Below are 15805 nucleotides of genomic sequence, written 5' to 3'. Positions count from 1 at the left end.
GGGGCGGGTTCGTTCATCCGGCGAGGCGCTGCCGGACGAACGAATTCGCCTCTGCCAAGGAACCGTAGCCGGATAACGTTCGAACACCCATAGGGGCGAATTCATTCGCCCGCTATGCGGCTTTCCTGCTATTGCCCACTCACGCCGGCTTGCTCGCCACCACGGTGGGGAACAGGCGGGCGCGGTCGTCGATGAAGCGGATGTCGGTGAAACCGGCCTCTTCGAGCTGGGCGCGGGTCTGGGCGTGGGTGCGGAAGGCGTTCCACTTGGCTTCGATGATCCGCATGAACACCAATTGCTGGAAGGCCAGCGCCTCGGGGTCGATTTCCGCCATGCTCCAGGGGGACTCCGGGGACAGTACCGGCGGCGGCGTGAGGAAGCTGGTCACCAGGGTACCGCCCGGTTTCAGGGCATCGAAGAAGGTGCGGTAGAGCGCGACGACCCGCGTGTCGTCCGGCTCGTAGACGTTCAGGCCGTTGCTCGCCAGCACGTCGGCTTCCTCTTTCAGCGTCAGGGCCCAGGCGTCTTCGCGACGCAGCGTGAGGGAGCCGGTCAGGCCATGCTCCTCCGCCAGTTTCCGTGCGCCGTCCAGGGCCTGCTGGTCCAGGTCGATGCCGATCAGGCGGACATCGGGGCCGTGCTCCAGCAACAGCAACTCGCCCATCAGCCCGCAGGGAACCGATGCCATGACCGCGCCCGGGCGGAGCAGGGCCTGCAATTGGCTGCGGAAAATACCGAAGCGCTCGCGCGTCGCCCGGGCGGACGGTGCCTGCTCGAGCAGCCAGCGTTCCATCGGCGAGGCGGTCTGGCCGCCGGGGAGGTGGGTCACCACGCGGTGCGTCCAGTAGGCGTCGAGACCGCGATGTTCGAGAAGGAAGCGGCCCAGTTCGATTCCGGCCAGTTCATCCAGTAGCTGCAGTTGGCGCTCGACCGTCGCGCTGGGGTGGTCGCCGGCCGTGCGCAGGCGCAGGCCGATCGCCTGTAGCCGCTCGTCGAAGGCGGCGGATGCGCCGGTGCCGTGGGAAATCAGATTGTCGCGGGGTGGGGGCGTGTTCGGAGTGTTCATCGGAGGCCATCCATACCGTTAAGGGAAATGTCCGGCGGCAGTGTGACCGGGTAGGCAAATCCAAGGCGTGAAGTCGACCGAAATATTCGCCCCCGATGGACCATCGGCCGCTGGGCGGTAGCAGGCCAAAGGCCAGCTTTTTTGCGGTATTCCGTCCCGTGGAGGAGGGCTCTCCGCCCTGCATATGAATAGGTCCCGACGGCATACGAATTTGGCCGGGCCATCAATTGATCGGACCGGGGCGTTATTCGAGACTCTTTCGCATTCAGACAGTCAGGGACCCGATGATGAAACTTCCACCTTTGGTTGAACCCACCGCGACGTTGAGCAAGGAAGAGGTTGTCCGCTACAGCCGGCACCTGCTGATTCCGGATGTGGGCGTGGACGGCCAGCGCCGTCTCAAGAGCGCCAGGGTGCTGGTGATCGGCGCCGGTGGCCTGGGCTCGCCGGCATTGCTCTATCTGGCCGCAGCCGGGGTCGGCACGCTGGGAATCATCGACTTCGATGTGGTCGATGAATCGAACCTGCAGCGCCAGGTGATCCACAAGGTCTCCACCGTCGGCCAGTTGAAGGTCGAGAGCGCCGCCGCCGCGATCCGCGAGCTGAACCCCCATGTGAACCTGGAACTGCATACCGACCGCCTCGAACCGGAAATGGCCGTGCAACTGTTCGCGCAGTACGACCTGATCCTCGACGGTACCGACAACTTCGCCACCCGCTACCTGGTCAACGATGCCTGCGTGCTGGCCGGCAAACCCTACGTGTGGGGCTCGATCTTCCGTTTCGAGGGGCAGGCTTCGGTGTTCTGGGAGGACGCGCCCGGTGGCGTCGGCCTCAACTACCGTGACCTCTACCCCGAGCCGCCACCGCCGGAACTGGCGCCGTCCTGCTCCGAGGGCGGGGTGCTGGGGATTCTCTGCGCCTCCATCGGTTCGATCATGGCCACCGAGGCGGTGAAGCTGATCACCGGCATCGGCGAACCGCTGCTCGGCCGGCTGATGGTCTACGACGCCCTGGACATGACCTACCGGCAGATCGCCCTGCGCCGCGCCCCGGATCGCAAGTCGATCACCGAGCTGAGCGACTACCAGGTCTTCTGCGGCCTGAACCGGCCTCTCGGTGTGCAGGATTCGGACATCCCCTCGATCAGCGCCGTCGAGCTGAAGGCGCTGCGCGAGCGGGGGGCGCATCACGAGGTGATCGACGTCCGCGAACGCACCGAGTGGGACATCGTGCATATCGACGGCGCCCGGCACATGCCGAAGAGCCCGTCGCTCGCCCGCGAGATCGAGGCGCGCTTCGGCAAGGACACCCCGCTGATCCTGCACTGCAAGAGCGGGCTGCGCTCCAAGGCGGTGCTGCTGGAACTGCAACGCCTGGGCTTCAGCGACGTGCGCAATCTGGAAGGCGGGATTCTCGCCTGGGTCCGCGACGTGGATACGACGCTGCCCAGCTATTGACTCGATCAGGACCACCCGACCACGGGAGTAAGGACGCCATGCTGATCATTCTTTCCGAACTGCTCGACGCCATGCTCGCCCAGGCGCGCGAGGACCACCCGATCGAAACCTGCGGCGTGATCGCCGGGCCGATCGGCTCCAGGCGGCCGACCCGGATGATTCCGATGCGCAACGTCGCGCAGTCGGAGACCTTCTTCCAGTTCGACCCGCAGGAACAACTGCGGGTCTGGCGGGAGATGGAGGCGCTCGGCGAAGAGCCGTGCGTGATCTACCACTCGCATACCCATTCGGCCGGCTACCCCAGCCGCGACGATATCCGGCTCGCCGGTGAACCCCAGGCGCACTACGTGATTCTCTGCACCGCCGAGAACGCCGGTGCGCCGGTGCGCAGCTTCCGCATCGTCGACGGCAAGGCCACCGAGGAAACCATCCAGGCCGTGGCGCAGTACCCCACCGCCCTGGCCGGCTGAGCCGGACCTTTTTCTTCATCCCATCGTTTTTCGCCAACAGGCCCCAAGGAGTCAGGCATGCCCGTTTCCGTTTCCGTTTCCATTCCCACCCTGCTGCGTCCGCTGACCCAGGACCAGAAGCGCATCGAGATCGAAGGCGCCACCGTACGCGAGCTCATCGAGCGCATGGACAGCCAGTATCCCGGCATCAAGGAGCGTCTGCTGGACGGCGGCGAGATGCACCGTTTCGTCAATGTCTACGTGAACGACAACGACATCCGCTTCGCCGACAACCTGGGTACGGCGCTGAAGGATGGCGACAACGTGAGCATCCTGCCCGCCGTCGCCGGTGGCTGAAACCTGCCCACGATCTGCTGCGCGTCGGCCATGCTGCGTTAAAAATGGCTTCGGAATGCTCATTTGCAGCCAGCAAACTCCGCTTCCTCAGCCATTTTTGCCTTGCCTGGCTCTAGCTCGCGAGATCGTGAACAGGTTTACCGCTCTTCATTGATTGGTGGCCACGTGCCGTAGTCGGCACGCGGGTTTTTTCATGGATCGATTCGGCGTGAACCTTATGACCTTTCCCCTGGCCGGATGCACGCTGTCCGGCGCTTTCGCTCATGTCCCGGCGGCCTTCGCCCCCGCGGCATCGGCTGTGTTCAACCAGGCAGGTGCCCTGGGCATCGGCGTGGTCTTCCAGCCTGGCACCTGTGCCGACGGGCTGGATTTCCGCTTCGAGGTGCCGGGTCTTGCGCCCATCGCTGGGCGCCTGCTCGGCTGGGCCGACGGCCGTCCGGACGGTGCCAGCGAACTGACCGTACAGGCCGCCTCCGGGCTGATGGCCGTGCATGGCCGCGCCAGCGGCGGGGCGCGGCCGCTGGGGGTGGACTACGTGTCCACCCTGGCCGCCAGCCTGGCCCTGCAAGGCACCTTCGCCGCGGCCATCGGCCAACTGCGTGGCAGCGGCCACACCCGGGTGGATGTCTCCCTGGCCGGCGCCGCGACCCTCGCCATCGGCCAGTACCTGGCCGGTGCCACCGCGCCGGAAGGGGCCGAGCGGCTGCTGCCCGGCTGTACCTCGCCGCGTGAGCGTCCGCCATTCACCTCCGCCGATGGCGTGGTGTTCGAGCTGGAGACCCTGGATGCCGAACCCTGGCGGCGCTTCTGGAACGGTCTCGGCATCCCCGGCGAGTTGGCCGGCAAGGGCTGGAGCGCCTTCCTGCTGCGCTATGCCAAGGCGGTTTCGCCGATGCCGGCAGAGTTGATGGAGGCGCTGTCGCGGCTGCCCTATGCGGTGATCGCCGAGCGCTGCGCCGAGGCCGGGTTGTCCATCTGCCCGCTGCGCAGCCTGATCGAGCGGCTGGAAGACGACGACCTGCCGCTGTTGCTGGAGCACGGTCCCTGGCATTTCACCCCCGGCACCAGCGGCCTGCCGCCGACCACCCTGGGCGGGCGCGGCGACCTGCCGCTGAGCGGCCTGCGGGTGATCGAGTCCTGCCGGCGCATCCAGGGGCCGCTGGCCGGTCACCTGCTGGCGCTGCTCGGCGCCGAGGTGATCCGCATCGAGCTGCCCGGCGGCGACCCGCTGCGCGGCATGCCGCCCCTGGTGGATGGCTGCTCGGTGCGCTTCGACGCACTGAACCGCCACAAGCAGGTGTGCGAGCTGGACATCAAGTCGGCCCGTGGCCGCGCCGAGCTGCTGGAGCTGGCCAGCCAGGCCGACGTTTTCCTGCACAACTGGGCGCCGGGTAAGGCCGCCGAACTGAACCTGGATCACGCCGACCTGGCGCGGGTCAATCCGGCGCTGATCTACGCCTATGCCGGCGGTTGGGGCGAGGATGCCCGCCTGCACGCCATGCCCGGCACCGACTTCATGGTGCAGGCGTATTCCGGCGTCGCCCGGCAGATCGCCCGCCGTTCGGCCAGTGCCGGCGGATCGCTGTTCACCGTGCTGGACGTGCTGGGCGGCGTGGTCGCCGCCCAGGGCGTCAGCGTGGCGTTGCTCAAGCGCGGACTGCGCGGCGAGGCGGGGCGGGTCGACAGCTCGCTGCTCGGCGCCGCGACCCTGCTGTGCACCACCGAATTGCTGGCCCTGCGCGACGGCAAGGCGCCGGTCGAGCCGCCCGTCGCCGGGGTCTACCCCACCGCAGCCGGGCTGCTGGCCATCGAATGCCGCGATGCAGCCGAAGTGGAGCGCCTGCGCTATGCCCTGGATTGCCCGCTGGATGCGGAGCCGGCGCTGCGCGACGAGCAGATCGTCCGCTGCCTGGCGTCGCGCGATGCGCAGGCCTGGCAAAGCCTTTTGCGGGAGTTCGGCCTGGCCGCTTCCGCCGTTCGAGAAGACCTGTCGGCAGTTCACGAAGACGGGCGGATAGCGCCGTGTTTGCGTACGGAAGCCTACACCCTGGTCAAGTCTCCCTGGAGTTTCACATGAACAACACAGGCATCATCGATCTGGTTCCCATGGACGTGCGCCGCGAGTGGGTGCGCAATGGAACCTACCCGAACAAATCGGTTTTCCAACTGTTCCGCCAGCATGCGGAGCGTCATCCCGAGAAGCTCGCCGTGCTGTCGCCGGAGGAGAGCATCAGCTACGGCGAACTGCTCGACCGCTCCCTGCGCCTGGCCGCCGGCCTGCGCGCACAGGGCATCGTGCCGGGTGACGTGGTCGCCTACCAGCTCACCAACAGTTGGCGCTGCTGTGCCATCGACCTGGCCGCCGCCGCCCTCGGCGCAGTGGTGGCGCCGTTCCCGCCGGGGCGCGGGCGGCTGGACATCGAATCCCTGCTGCGCCGCTGCGACGCCCGCGCGGTGGTGGTGCCGGCCGAGTTCGGCGGCATCGACCTGTGCGAGCTGATCGAGTCCCTGCGTCCGACCCTGCTGTCGCTGCGCATCCTCATCGTCGAGGGCGAGGCACGGCGCGGCTGGTCGTCGCTGGATCGCCTGATGGATGCCGAGCCGCTGGGCACCGAGACGCTGCCCAAGGTCTGCCCGAACTCGCCGGTGCGCCTGCTGGTGTCTTCCGGCACCGAATCGGAGCCGAAGCTGGTGGCCTACTCGCACAACGCCCTGGTCGGCGGCCGTGGCCGCTTCCTCCAGCGCCTGCATGAGGACGGCGAGAGCTTCCGGGGCATGTACCTGGTGCCGCTGGGCTCCTCGTTCGGTTCCACCGCCACCTTCGGCAGCCTGTCCTGGCTGGGCGGCTCCATCGTCGTCCTGCCGAAGTTCGACGTGCCGGCGGCGATTCGCGCCATCGAGACCCTGCGTCCCACCCACATCCTCGGTGTGCCCACCATGCTCCAGCGCATCGCCGCCGATCCGCTGCTGGCCGAGGTGGACAAATCCAGCCTGGTCGGCCTGATCAGCGGTGGTTCGCTGATCGACGAGGCCAGCGTGCGCCGCTGCGTCGAGGCATTCGGCTGCGGCTTCATCAGCCTGTACGGCTCGGCCGACGGGGTGAACTGCCACAACACCCTGGACGATCCGCTGGAGGTGGTGCTGCGCAGCGTCGGCCGGCCCAACCCGAGCGTCTGCGAGATCCGCATCGTCGACGATCAGGGCGTCGAGCTGCCCCAGGGCGAGGTCGGCGAGATTAAGGCGCGCGGACCGTTGAGCCCGATGCAATACGTCAATGCGCCGGAGCTGGACGCCCGCTACCGCGACGCCGAAGGCTGGGTATGCACCGGCGACCTCGGCTACATCGACCGCGACGGTTACCTGGTCCTGGCCGGGCGCAAGAAGGACATCATCATCCGTGGCGGGCAGAACATCAGCCCGGTGCAGATCGAGATGCTCGCCACCGGCCATCCCGACGTGGTCAGCGCCGCCTGCGTACCGGTGCCGGACCCGGACCTCGGCCAGCGCGTGTGCATCTGCGTGACCCTACGCGAGGGCGCGCCGCGCTTCTCCCTCGCCGAACTGACCGACTATCTGCGCCAGCAGGGGCTGGAGGTGAACAAGCTGCCCGAGTACCTGCGCTTCTACCGGCACCTGCCGCTGAGCCCGGCCGGCAAGGTGGACAAGAAGGCGCTGGCCGCCGAAGTCGCCTTCCTCGAAAGCGGTGTGGGCATCGCCTGCTGAGAGGGTGTGAAAAAAACTCTTGCCTCGATTTTTTACACCCTCTGAGGAACCGAACATGAACCAGCCATTGCAATCGCGTCCCGCCGAGGACGCACAGGAACTGGCGAAGCGGGTCCGGGCGTTCGTCGACGAGCGCATCCTGCCCCGCGAAGCCGAACTGGCCGGCCCGCGCGAGAGCGCCAGGGCCTGCCAGGACGAACTGACCGCCGCTGCCCGCGAGCAGGGTCTCTGGGGCCTGTTCTACCCGGGCCGGATGAGCAGCCTGGAGGCGTACCTGACGGTGGCCGAGCAGGAGGGGCGCTCCGAGTACGGCGGGGCGATCTTCGGCACGGAACTCGCCCTCGACACGCACATGCTGACGCGCCACGGCGGTGCGGAAATCCGCGCCGCCTTCCTTGCGTCGTTGCTCACCGGGGAGGGGGTGTCCGCCTACGGCATGTCCGAGCCGGACAGCATCGGCTCGATTCCGGCGACCATCGCCACCACCGCCACGGCGGAGGGCGACCACTGGCGCCTGGACGGGCGCAAGTGGTTCATCTGCCGCGCCGACCGCGCCACCTTCGTCACCGTGGTGGCGCGTACCGACGGCGCCGGCGTGGACGGGGCGCTGTCGATGATCCTGGTGCCCACCGATGCTCCCGGCTTCTCCATCGCCCGCGAGGTGGACATCCTCGGCCGCTTCCAGGGCCAGTGCGAGATCGTCTTCGACGGCGTGCGCGTACCCCGGCACAACCTGCTCGGCCAGCCCGGTGCCGGCCTGGCGCTGATGCAGGAGCGTCTCGGCCTCGGCCGCCTGCTGCGTGCCGTGCACTGGCTGGGCCTGGCGCAACGCAGCTTCGACCTGATGTGCACGCGCATCCGTTCGGCGCGCGGCGAGCAGGCGCGGCTGGGTGACAAGCAACTGGTGCGTCTGCGCGTGTTCGAGGCCTACCAGGCTATCGCCAGCGCCCGTGGCCTGCTGCGCGACGCGGCGCGCAAGTTCGATGCCAGGGTGGCCAACGCCATCGAGGTCAACGTGGCCAAGGTCGCCGCCTCCCAGGCGCTCAGCCGGGCGGTGGATTCGGCGATCCAGGTCTACGGCGCCGAGGGGCTGAGCAGCCTGACGCCGCTGTCCGGCATCTACCGGGCGGCACGCGCCACGCACATCCTCGACGGCACCGACGACGCCCTGGTCAGCGCGGTCGGCCGCCGCCTGCTGGATGCCTACCAGGACGCGGACAGCCTGGATTTCGACTGGCCGTCGCTGTCCGGAACCCCGGCAGCGCAGTAACGAGGTAATGCCATGACCCCCGACACTTCCCCGCCGGCCGCCGACAGCGCGCTGGATGCCTTCCTGCTGCGTACCGTGCTGACCGGCGCGATGGCGCTGCCGATGCTGATCTTCTACGCCATCGGCACCCTCGGTCCGTTCCTGGTGGCGGACCTGGGCGTGGCGCCCGGCTGGCTCGGCTACCTGACCATGAGCGCCTTCGGTTTCGCCGCACTGCTGTCGTTGTGGGCCGGGCCGCTGGTCAATCGCCTGGGCTCCCGGCGTGCGCTGGCGCTGCTGTTTCTGGTGGCGACCCTGGCCTACGGCCTGATCGGCGTGGCGCCCGGCTTCGGCGGGGTGGTGCTGGCGGTGGCGGTGTGCGGCATCGCTCAGGCCCTGTCCAACCCGGCGACCAACCTGCTGATCGCCGAACGGGTGCCGCCGCAGAAAAAGGCGGCGGTGGTGGGCCTGAAGCAGGCGGGGGTGCAGGTCGCGGCGCTGTTCGCCGGGCTGGTGCTGCCCGGCATCGCCCAGCAGTTCGGTTGGCGCGCGGCCTTGTTGCTGCTGGTACCGCTGGGCCTGCTGCTGGCCCTGGGCGCCCCGCGCATCGCGCCGAAGGCGGCAGCGGGCAAGCCGGCCAGCTTTGGCCTGGCCCGGCCGAGCCGGGTGCTGGCGCTGCTGATGGCGATCCAGCTTTGCGCGGGTGTCGCGTTGTCCGCCTACATCACCTTCCTCGGCGTGTTCGCCACCCGCCAAGGCATGTCCTCGGTCGTGGCCGGCAGCTTGGTGGCGGTATTCGGCGTAATGGGCATCCTAGCCCGCGTGGTGCTCACGCCCATTGGCGGACGGATGCGTGACGAATCCTGGCTGCTGCTGATCCTCCTGGCCCTGGCCGCCTGCGCCATCGGCGTGACCGCGCAGGCGACCCCGGAGCGGCATTGGATGCTCTGGGCCGGGACCATCGGCATCGGCCTGACGGCGGTGGCCACCAACGCCATCGCCATGAGCATGCTGCTGCGCGACCGCGCCTTCGGTACTCCGGCCACTTCGGCGGGCATGCTTTCGGTGGGCTTCTTCGGCGGCTTCGCCTTTGGTCCGCCGAGTTTCGGCGCGCTGTCCGCCGGTCCCTGGGGCTTCGATGGCGCCTGGACCGCGCTGGTCGGCGTGCTGGTGCTGGGTTGCCTGCTGGCGCTGTTGCTGGCGCGGGTGCGGCGTTCGTCCGAGGGTGGGGCCGAAGCGTTTTCCAGTCCGGCGGGGGCGAAATGAACGGCATGCTGCATGAGGTTACCTCGGCCACGCTGAGCCGGGCGGAGCGTACCCGGACCATCGACTCGCTGCTGCTGCGCCTGGAGGGGATCGAGCGGGCCTGCGGCGAGGATTTTCCGCTGTACTCGCCGGGGCTGGAGGATCGCTGGTCGGTATCGTCCGGTGGGTCCTGGCTGGGCGGTTTCTGGGCCGGGCTCTGGTGGCTTCGGGCCCGGGTCACCGGCGCTTCTTCGGACCGCGACAAGGCGATTCGGATCGGCCGGCGGCTGGCGTCCAAGCTGGAGGCGCCGACCCTCAACCGCAGCATGATCTTCTGGTACGGCCTGGCACCGGGGGCGCTCTGGTTCGATCATCTCGAGTCCCGTCAACTGCTGGACCAGGCCGGTGCGGCTATGGCGGCGGCCTTCAGTCGCGCGCTCGGCTGCATTCCCTTGGGCACCGACATGGGCGGCGGGCCGGAGGGCGACCGGCGCATCGCCATCGACACCCTGGCCCCGACCCTGCGTCTGCTGGCGCGGCATCCGCAGTGCGCTGTGCGCGATCTTGCCGGCCAGCACCTTCAAGGCACCCTGGCCGCCTGCGGCACCTGGCGCGGCGCCTACTGCGGCAGCGTGCACTGCCGGGAGGAACGGGTAGTGCCGGAGGAGCAGGCAGGGCTGTGGTCGCGTGGCCAGGCCTGGGCGATGCTCGGGTTGGTCCAGGCCGCCGGGCTCTATGGCGAACCCTTCCTGACGGAGGCGCGACGGGCCTGCGAATACTGGCTGGAAACGCGCCCCGAACCCTTGCCGGCGAACCGCCTGGACCACCCCGACGCAGGCGACGATCCCTCCGCCGCGGTGATCGCCGCCCTGGCCATGCTCGGCCTCGACGGCCAGCCCGGCCAGCTCGAGCCCTGGTGCGAACACGCCGAGCGTCTGCTGGCGGCGGTGGTGCGCAGCCGGTACGTCACGGTCGGCGGCGCGACACCGGGCCTCTTCGGCGGCATGCGCTACCGCACCCGCGAAGGCGAGGTGCTGGTGGAGTCGGCCTGCTCCAGCTTCTTCCTCCTCGCCGCGCTGCTGGTGCTGGATGGACGCATGGGAGCGCTGGACTTCTGAGTGGGACGGGGCGCTGCGGGCGAATGAATTCGCCCCTACAGGGCACCTCTAAAAACGTAGGCGAGGCAGTCAGCACAAGGCCTCGGCGGCCCCACAAAAACAAGCGAAAAAGCGACTGGGGTCGCATTCGACTTTACGAGCTGTAAATGAGCATTTTGATGGGGGCGCCTAGCCTGGGCTCGCATTCGAGCTTGTTTTTAACGCAGTGATGACAACGCAGGTAGTTTTTAGAGGTGCCCTACACGGGCAACCTGGCGAGCGGGGTGGGGACGGCCCTATCCAGGGCTCTGCAATACGCAGTCGATGAGCTGGGTGTCCGCGTACTCGGTCATCTCGACGATCCGTCCCCCGGACATGCGGCAGACCCAGCAGTAGCTGTTGTGGTATGGCGTGCCGGCCTGTGTCGTATTCCGACCTTGGGCTTCGACCACGACCAGATCGTCCTCGGCGATGAAGCGCAGCGGGACGATGACATTGCGGTTGCCCAGTTGGGCACCCAGAGGCTTGAGCAGATTCCCGATGACGTCCGCTTTCCCTTCGTAGGTTCTGGACCAGGCCGTCGAGCCGATGATGGTCCAGCGCACATCATCCGACAGGCAGTCGATGAAGGGGCGGCCGTTGCCGTTGGCCGTTTCCGCGAAGACATGCTGCAGGCGTCGCTTGTTGTCGGCTGCGTTCATGGGGTGCTCCAGGACTATCGGCGACCGGGTCAGTGTAGGCGCTCAAGCGGAATCGGCGAGCGTTTTTGACCCGCTTTTCGTAGGAGCCAGCCCTGCTGGCGAAGCTTTTGTGTGGTCCCATTCGCGAGCAGAGCTCGCTCCTACACTTGGGCAATCCACCGCCCGCGGTGTTTCGTTGGGCGAATGAATTCGCCCCTACACGGACGTAGTCCGGATAAGCCTCAGCGCAATCCGGGAAAGCGAAGGGCTTGGCTCATCCCCACCTCAACTCCAATCGAGTATCGGCCAGCCGGCTCGCTCCGCATGTTCATGCAGCACCGGGTCGGGGTTGACCACATGGGGGAAGTCCACCCGCGTCAGCAGCGGCAGGTCGTTGCGCGAGTCGGAGTAGAAGTGCGCGCCATCCAGGCTCTCGCCCTGTTCGGCGAGCCAGGCTTCCAGCCGTTGCACCTTGCCGTCGCGGTAGGTGAGCACGCCCTGGGTGCGGCCGGTGAGGAAGCCGTGCTGTTCTTCCACGTCGATGGCCAGCACCTCATCGACGCCCAGCCGCTCGGCGATGGCGCTGACCAGGAATTCGGCGGAGGCGGAAACGATCAGAATGCGGTCGCCGGCGGCGCGGTGGGCGGCCACACAGCGCATGGCGTCGCTGAAGATCAGCGGTTCGATGACCTCCTCGACGAAGGGCGCCACCACGTAATCCACTTCTTCGCGGCTGCGGCCGACCAGCGGGGCCAGGCTGAAAGCCATGTAGTCTTCCATGGCCAGCTTGCCGAAGGCGTACTCGGCCATGAGTTCGGCATCCTTGCGCAGGAAGGATTCCTCGTCCACCCAGCCGAGCCGGGCCATTTCCCGGCTCCACAGGCTGGCGCAGTCGCCGTCGATCAGGGTTTCGTCGAGGTCGAAAATGGCGAGCGGCATTCAGGCCACCTCGCGGATGGCGGTGCTGTCGATGGTCAGGCCGATGCGCTGGCCGCTGGCGTGGAGGTCGGCGGCCGAGCGGTTGAGCACATCCACCACCAGTTCCACGCCACGGGCTTCCACCCGGTAGCGGATGACGTTGCCGAGCAGGCTGTGGCCGCGCACTTCGGCATCGATGACGCCGGCCTCGCCCAACTGGATGGCTTCCGGGCGGATCGCCACGCGGCTGTGCACCGGACGGGCCAGCAGGCGGCTGGCGCTGTCGGCGTCGAGCAGGTTGTAGTTGCCGATGAAGCCGGCGGCGAACGCATCCACCGGTGCGGTGTAGAGGGTTTCCGCGTCGCCGCTCTGGACGATCCGGCCGGCGTTCATCAGGAAGATGCGGTCGGACAGGGTCAGGGCTTCTTCCTGGTCGTGGGTGACGAAAACAGTGGTCAGGCCCAGCTCCTGCTGGATGCTGCGGATCTGCTCGCGCAGGTGCTTGCGGATGCGCGCGTCGAGGGCGGAGAGCGGTTCGTCGAGCAGCAGCAGGCGTGGTCGGGTGACCAGCGAGCGGGCCAGGGCGACGCGCTGGCACTGGCCGCCGGAGAGCTGGCTCGGGTAGCGCTCGGCGAAGTCGCTCAGTTCCACCAGGGCCAGCGCCTCGGCCACGCGTTTCTGCATTTCGCTGCCGACGGCCTTCTGCATGCGCAGGCCGAAGGCGACGTTCTGCTGCACGGTCATGTTGGGGAACAGCGCATAGCTCTGGAACACCATGCCGATGCCGCGCTTCTGCGGCGACAGCGGCACCAGGTCCTGGCCGTCGAGGAGGATCTGGCCGCCGTTCACGTCGGTCAGCCCGGCGATGCAGCGCAGCAGGGTCGACTTGCCGCAGCCGGACGGGCCGAGCAGGGTGACGAACTCGCTCTTGCCGATCTCGCAGTCGATGTTGCGGAAGATGGGCGTGGCGCCGTAGCTTTTGTGCAGGCCCCGGATGGAAAGGAAGCTCATGTCTTGTCCTTGTTCAGACGGTTGGCGGCCCAGGTGAAGACCAGGACGAAGAAGAAGTAGGAGATCACCAGCGCGCTGTTGAAATGGCCGCTGCTGTTTTTCATGTTGTTCAGGTAGACCTGCAGGGTCTCGTAGCGGGTGCCCACCAGTAGGTTGGCGAAGACGAACTCGCCGAACAGGAAGGAGAACGACAGGAACAGCGAGACCATCAGGCCCTTGCGCAGGTTCGGCAGCACCACCAGGAACGCGGCCTTCCAGGTGCTGGCGCCGAGCAGGTGGGCAGCGTCCATCAGGTCGCGCAGGTTGATTGCCTGGAGGTTGTTGGTGATCGCCCGGTACATGAAGGGCAGGGCGATGGTGAAGTAGCTGCCGATCAGGATCCAGGGCGTGCCGATCATGGGCAGCGGGCCTGAGCCGTAGAGTTGCAGCAGGCCCACCGAGGACACCACCGGCGGCACCGCGAAGGGCAGCAGGATGAGGATGTTCATCAGGGCGTCGAGCCGCGGGAAATGGTAGTGCACCACGAACAGCAGCGGCAGGATCAGCACCACTGCCAGGGCCAGGGCGCCGAAGCACACCAGCAGCGACTGGCCGAAGGCACGCAGGAAGCGCTCGTCGCTCCACAGTTGCAGGTACCACTTGAAGGTCAGCCCGTCCGGCAGGATGGTCGCCGACCAACTGGTGGACAGCGAATAGAGCAGGGTACCGGCCAGCGGCAGGAGCAGGATCAGGAACAGCACGTAGACCACCGTGCGGTGGTAGAGCGCCGCCGGTTTGGCCTCAGCGCGCGACATGGTAGCTCCTCTTCAGCAACAGCTGATGGACCACGGTGATCAGCGCCATCAGGCCCACCAGCACCATGGCCAGGGCGCTGGCCAGGTTCGGGTCGAGAGAGATGTCGCCGGCCACCAGCCCGGCGATGCGGATCGGCAGCACGTTGAAGTTGCCGGTGGTGAGGTAATAGACCGTGGCGTAGGCACCGAGGGCGTTGGCCAGCAGGATGACGAAGGTTCCGAGCAGCGCCGGGGTCAGCACCGGCAGGCCGATGTGGCGCCAGAACTGCCAGGTGCCGGCGCCGAGCAGCGCGGCCGATTCGCGCCAGTCCTCGCGCAGGGCGTCGAAGGCCGGGTAGAGCAGCAGCACGCCGAGGGGAATCTGGAAGTAGGTGTAGAGCACGATCAGGCCGGTCTTCGAATAGAGGTTGAAGTCCTCGATCACCCCCAGCTTCTTCAGCAGCAGGGTCAGCGCGCCATTGAAGCCGAGCAGGATGATGAAGGCGAAGGCCAGCGGCACGCCGGCGAAGTTGCTGGTCATGTTGGAAAAGGCCATGACGAAGTCACGCAGCTTCGAGTCCACTTGCCTCAGCGAATAGCTGCCGAGGATGGCGATGAGGATGCCGAACAGGCTCGACCAGAAGGAAATCTGCAGGCTGTGCTTGATCGCCTGGAGGTAGAACTTCGAAGCGAAGATCTTCTGGAAATTACCCAGTCCCCAGCCGTCGGCGGTGTTCAGGCTGTGGATCGCGACCCACAGCAGGGGCGCGATCTGGAAAACGAAGAAGAACACGGCGAATGGCAGCAGGCACAGCGCCGCGAGCCATTTGCCGCGCAGACGCGGGGTGGTGCGTGCGCGGACGGCGGCAGGCTCGGCTTCGCCGGGAATCTTCGGGCTCTGTTCGAGGGTGGCGCTCATCTCAGCAGTTCCCGGCAGGAGGGTTTGTCGTGGGGCACGCCGAGCAGCTCGCAGACGGTGCCGCACAGCTCGGTCTGCTCCGGCTGCGCGCCGGGGTCCAGGCTGAAGGCATCGCCGATCACGAACAGCGGCACGTCGCGTTCCTCGGCGAGCAGGCCGTTGTGGGAGCGGTCGTTGTTCATTCCATGGTCGGCGGTTACCAGGACCTGGTAGCCGGCGTCGAGCCAGGCCTGCAGGTACTCGGCCAGCAGGATGTCGGCACGTCGCGCGCTGTTGCGGTACTGCGGTGAGTCGAGGCCGTGGTGGTGACCGGCGTCGTCGATGTTCATCGGATGCACCAGGAGGAAATCGGGCGCATGGCGCAGGCGCAGGCTTTCCGCGTCGGCGAACAGGTGCGAATCCGGGTAGTGGTCGGCGTAGTAAAAGTGGCCATGCTGGATCGGCAGGCCCGGCGCCTCGGTGTGGCGGTCGCGGGCAGCCTGGAAGGGCGCGCGGTTGTACAGCTCGCTGATCCAGTGATAGGCCGCGGCGGCGGTGGTCAGGCCGGCATCGTGGGCGTAATGGAAGATGCTGCGTTGGCTGGACAGCCGCACCACGTCGTTATGGACGATGCCGCTGTCGATCGGCCGTACGCCGGTGAGGATGCATTCATAGAGCGGGCGGGACAGCGAGGGCAGCTCGCAGACGAGCCCGTACAGCGCCGCGCGGCCGGCTTCGCACCAGGCCAGGAGGTGGCCCATGGCGTGGCGGGCCACGTCGTGGTTCAGACCATCCAGCAGTACCAGGATGACTTTGCGTTTCATCGGATTCCCGTGGGGCAGGGCGGAGGCGGCATGCGCCGCGCCCGCCCGTGTCCGC

Annotated in this window: 15 protein-coding genes; 8 read left to right on the top strand and 7 right to left on the bottom strand. The window is 67.5% G+C overall.

The annotated features are described in order from the left end of the window. Positions 1-139 precede the first annotated feature (139 nt). Positions 140-1066: an SAM-dependent methyltransferase gene (locus tag PIN01S_RS07400; protein WP_084334871.1), complete on the bottom strand. Its 927-nt coding sequence runs from the start codon at positions 1064-1066 to the stop codon at positions 140-142. Positions 1067-1353: 287 nt separating this feature from the next. Here PIN01S_RS07400 and moeB point away from each other — a divergent pair, with 287 nt between their 5' ends. From moeB to PIN01S_RS07360, 8 genes are all read left to right on the top strand, one after another. Further along, entirely contained in the window at positions 1354-2526 is a 1173-nt protein-coding gene (gene moeB / locus PIN01S_RS07395) for a molybdopterin-synthase adenylyltransferase MoeB (RefSeq protein WP_084334869.1), read from the top strand. A 38-nt stretch (positions 2527-2564) separates the two neighbouring features. Next, positions 2565-2996, top strand: a complete 432-nt coding sequence (locus PIN01S_RS07390) for a M67 family metallopeptidase (RefSeq protein WP_084334867.1) — start codon at positions 2565-2567, stop codon at positions 2994-2996. Positions 2997-3053: 57 nt separating this feature from the next. Next, positions 3054-3332, top strand: a complete 279-nt coding sequence (locus tag PIN01S_RS07385) for a MoaD/ThiS family protein (RefSeq protein WP_084334866.1) — start codon at positions 3054-3056, stop codon at positions 3330-3332. A gap of 217 nt (positions 3333-3549) precedes the next feature. Next, positions 3550-5409, top strand: a complete 1860-nt coding sequence (locus PIN01S_RS07380) for a CoA transferase (protein WP_084334864.1) — start codon at positions 3550-3552, stop codon at positions 5407-5409. Beyond that, positions 5406-7055 carry an AMP-binding protein gene (locus PIN01S_RS07375; protein WP_084334862.1) on the top strand — a complete coding sequence of 550 codons (1650 nt, stop codon included), beginning with the start codon at positions 5406-5408 and terminating at the stop codon, positions 7053-7055. Before PIN01S_RS07380 ends, PIN01S_RS07375 begins: the two co-directional genes overlap by 4 nt. 55 nt (positions 7056-7110) lie before the next feature. Then, positions 7111-8325: an acyl-CoA dehydrogenase family protein gene (locus PIN01S_RS07370; protein ID WP_084334860.1), complete on the top strand. Its 1215-nt coding sequence runs from the start codon at positions 7111-7113 to the stop codon at positions 8323-8325. Between the two features lie 12 nt (positions 8326-8337). Then, entirely contained in the window at positions 8338-9570 is a 1233-nt protein-coding gene (locus tag PIN01S_RS07365; protein WP_084334858.1) for an MFS transporter, read from the top strand. Beyond that, a complete protein-coding gene (locus PIN01S_RS07360; protein WP_084334856.1) occupies positions 9567-10667 on the top strand; it encodes a hypothetical protein in 1101 nt (366 codons plus the stop codon). The genes PIN01S_RS07365 and PIN01S_RS07360 overlap by 4 nt, the downstream gene beginning before the upstream one ends. A 275-nt stretch (positions 10668-10942) precedes the next feature. Here PIN01S_RS07360 and PIN01S_RS07355 read toward each other — a convergent pair whose 3' ends face one another. From PIN01S_RS07355 to PIN01S_RS07330, 6 genes are all read right to left on the bottom strand, one after another. Continuing rightward, positions 10943-11347 carry a nuclear transport factor 2 family protein gene (locus tag PIN01S_RS07355; protein ID WP_084334854.1) on the bottom strand — a complete coding sequence of 135 codons (405 nt, stop codon included), beginning with the start codon at positions 11345-11347 and terminating at the stop codon, positions 10943-10945. 264 nt (positions 11348-11611) lie between these two features. Then, a complete protein-coding gene (locus PIN01S_RS07350) occupies positions 11612-12265 on the bottom strand; it encodes an HAD family hydrolase (protein ID WP_084334852.1) in 654 nt (217 codons plus the stop codon). Further along, the gene (locus PIN01S_RS07345) at positions 12266-13255 is read right to left on the bottom strand and encodes an ABC transporter ATP-binding protein (protein WP_084334851.1); all 990 of its coding nucleotides are present in this window, start codon (positions 13253-13255) and stop codon (positions 12266-12268) included. Beyond that, a complete protein-coding gene (locus PIN01S_RS07340) occupies positions 13252-14049 on the bottom strand; it encodes an ABC transporter permease (protein WP_084334849.1) in 798 nt (265 codons plus the stop codon). Before PIN01S_RS07340 ends, PIN01S_RS07345 begins: the two co-directional genes overlap by 4 nt. Next, on the bottom strand, positions 14036-14947 hold the full coding sequence (locus tag PIN01S_RS07335) for an ABC transporter permease (protein WP_084334848.1): 912 nt from the start codon (positions 14945-14947) through the stop codon (positions 14036-14038). Before PIN01S_RS07335 ends, PIN01S_RS07340 begins: the two co-directional genes overlap by 14 nt. Next, positions 14944-15750 carry an alkaline phosphatase family protein gene (locus PIN01S_RS07330; RefSeq protein WP_084334846.1) on the bottom strand — a complete coding sequence of 269 codons (807 nt, stop codon included), beginning with the start codon at positions 15748-15750 and terminating at the stop codon, positions 14944-14946. Before PIN01S_RS07330 ends, PIN01S_RS07335 begins: the two co-directional genes overlap by 4 nt. Positions 15751-15805 lie beyond the last annotated feature (55 nt).

This window comes from Pseudomonas indica NBRC 103045 (genome assembly GCF_002091635.1).
Taxonomy (GTDB): Bacteria; Pseudomonadota; Gammaproteobacteria; order Pseudomonadales; family Pseudomonadaceae; genus Pseudomonas_M; species Pseudomonas_M indica.
This window is presented reverse-complemented; position numbering and strand designations above follow the sequence as displayed.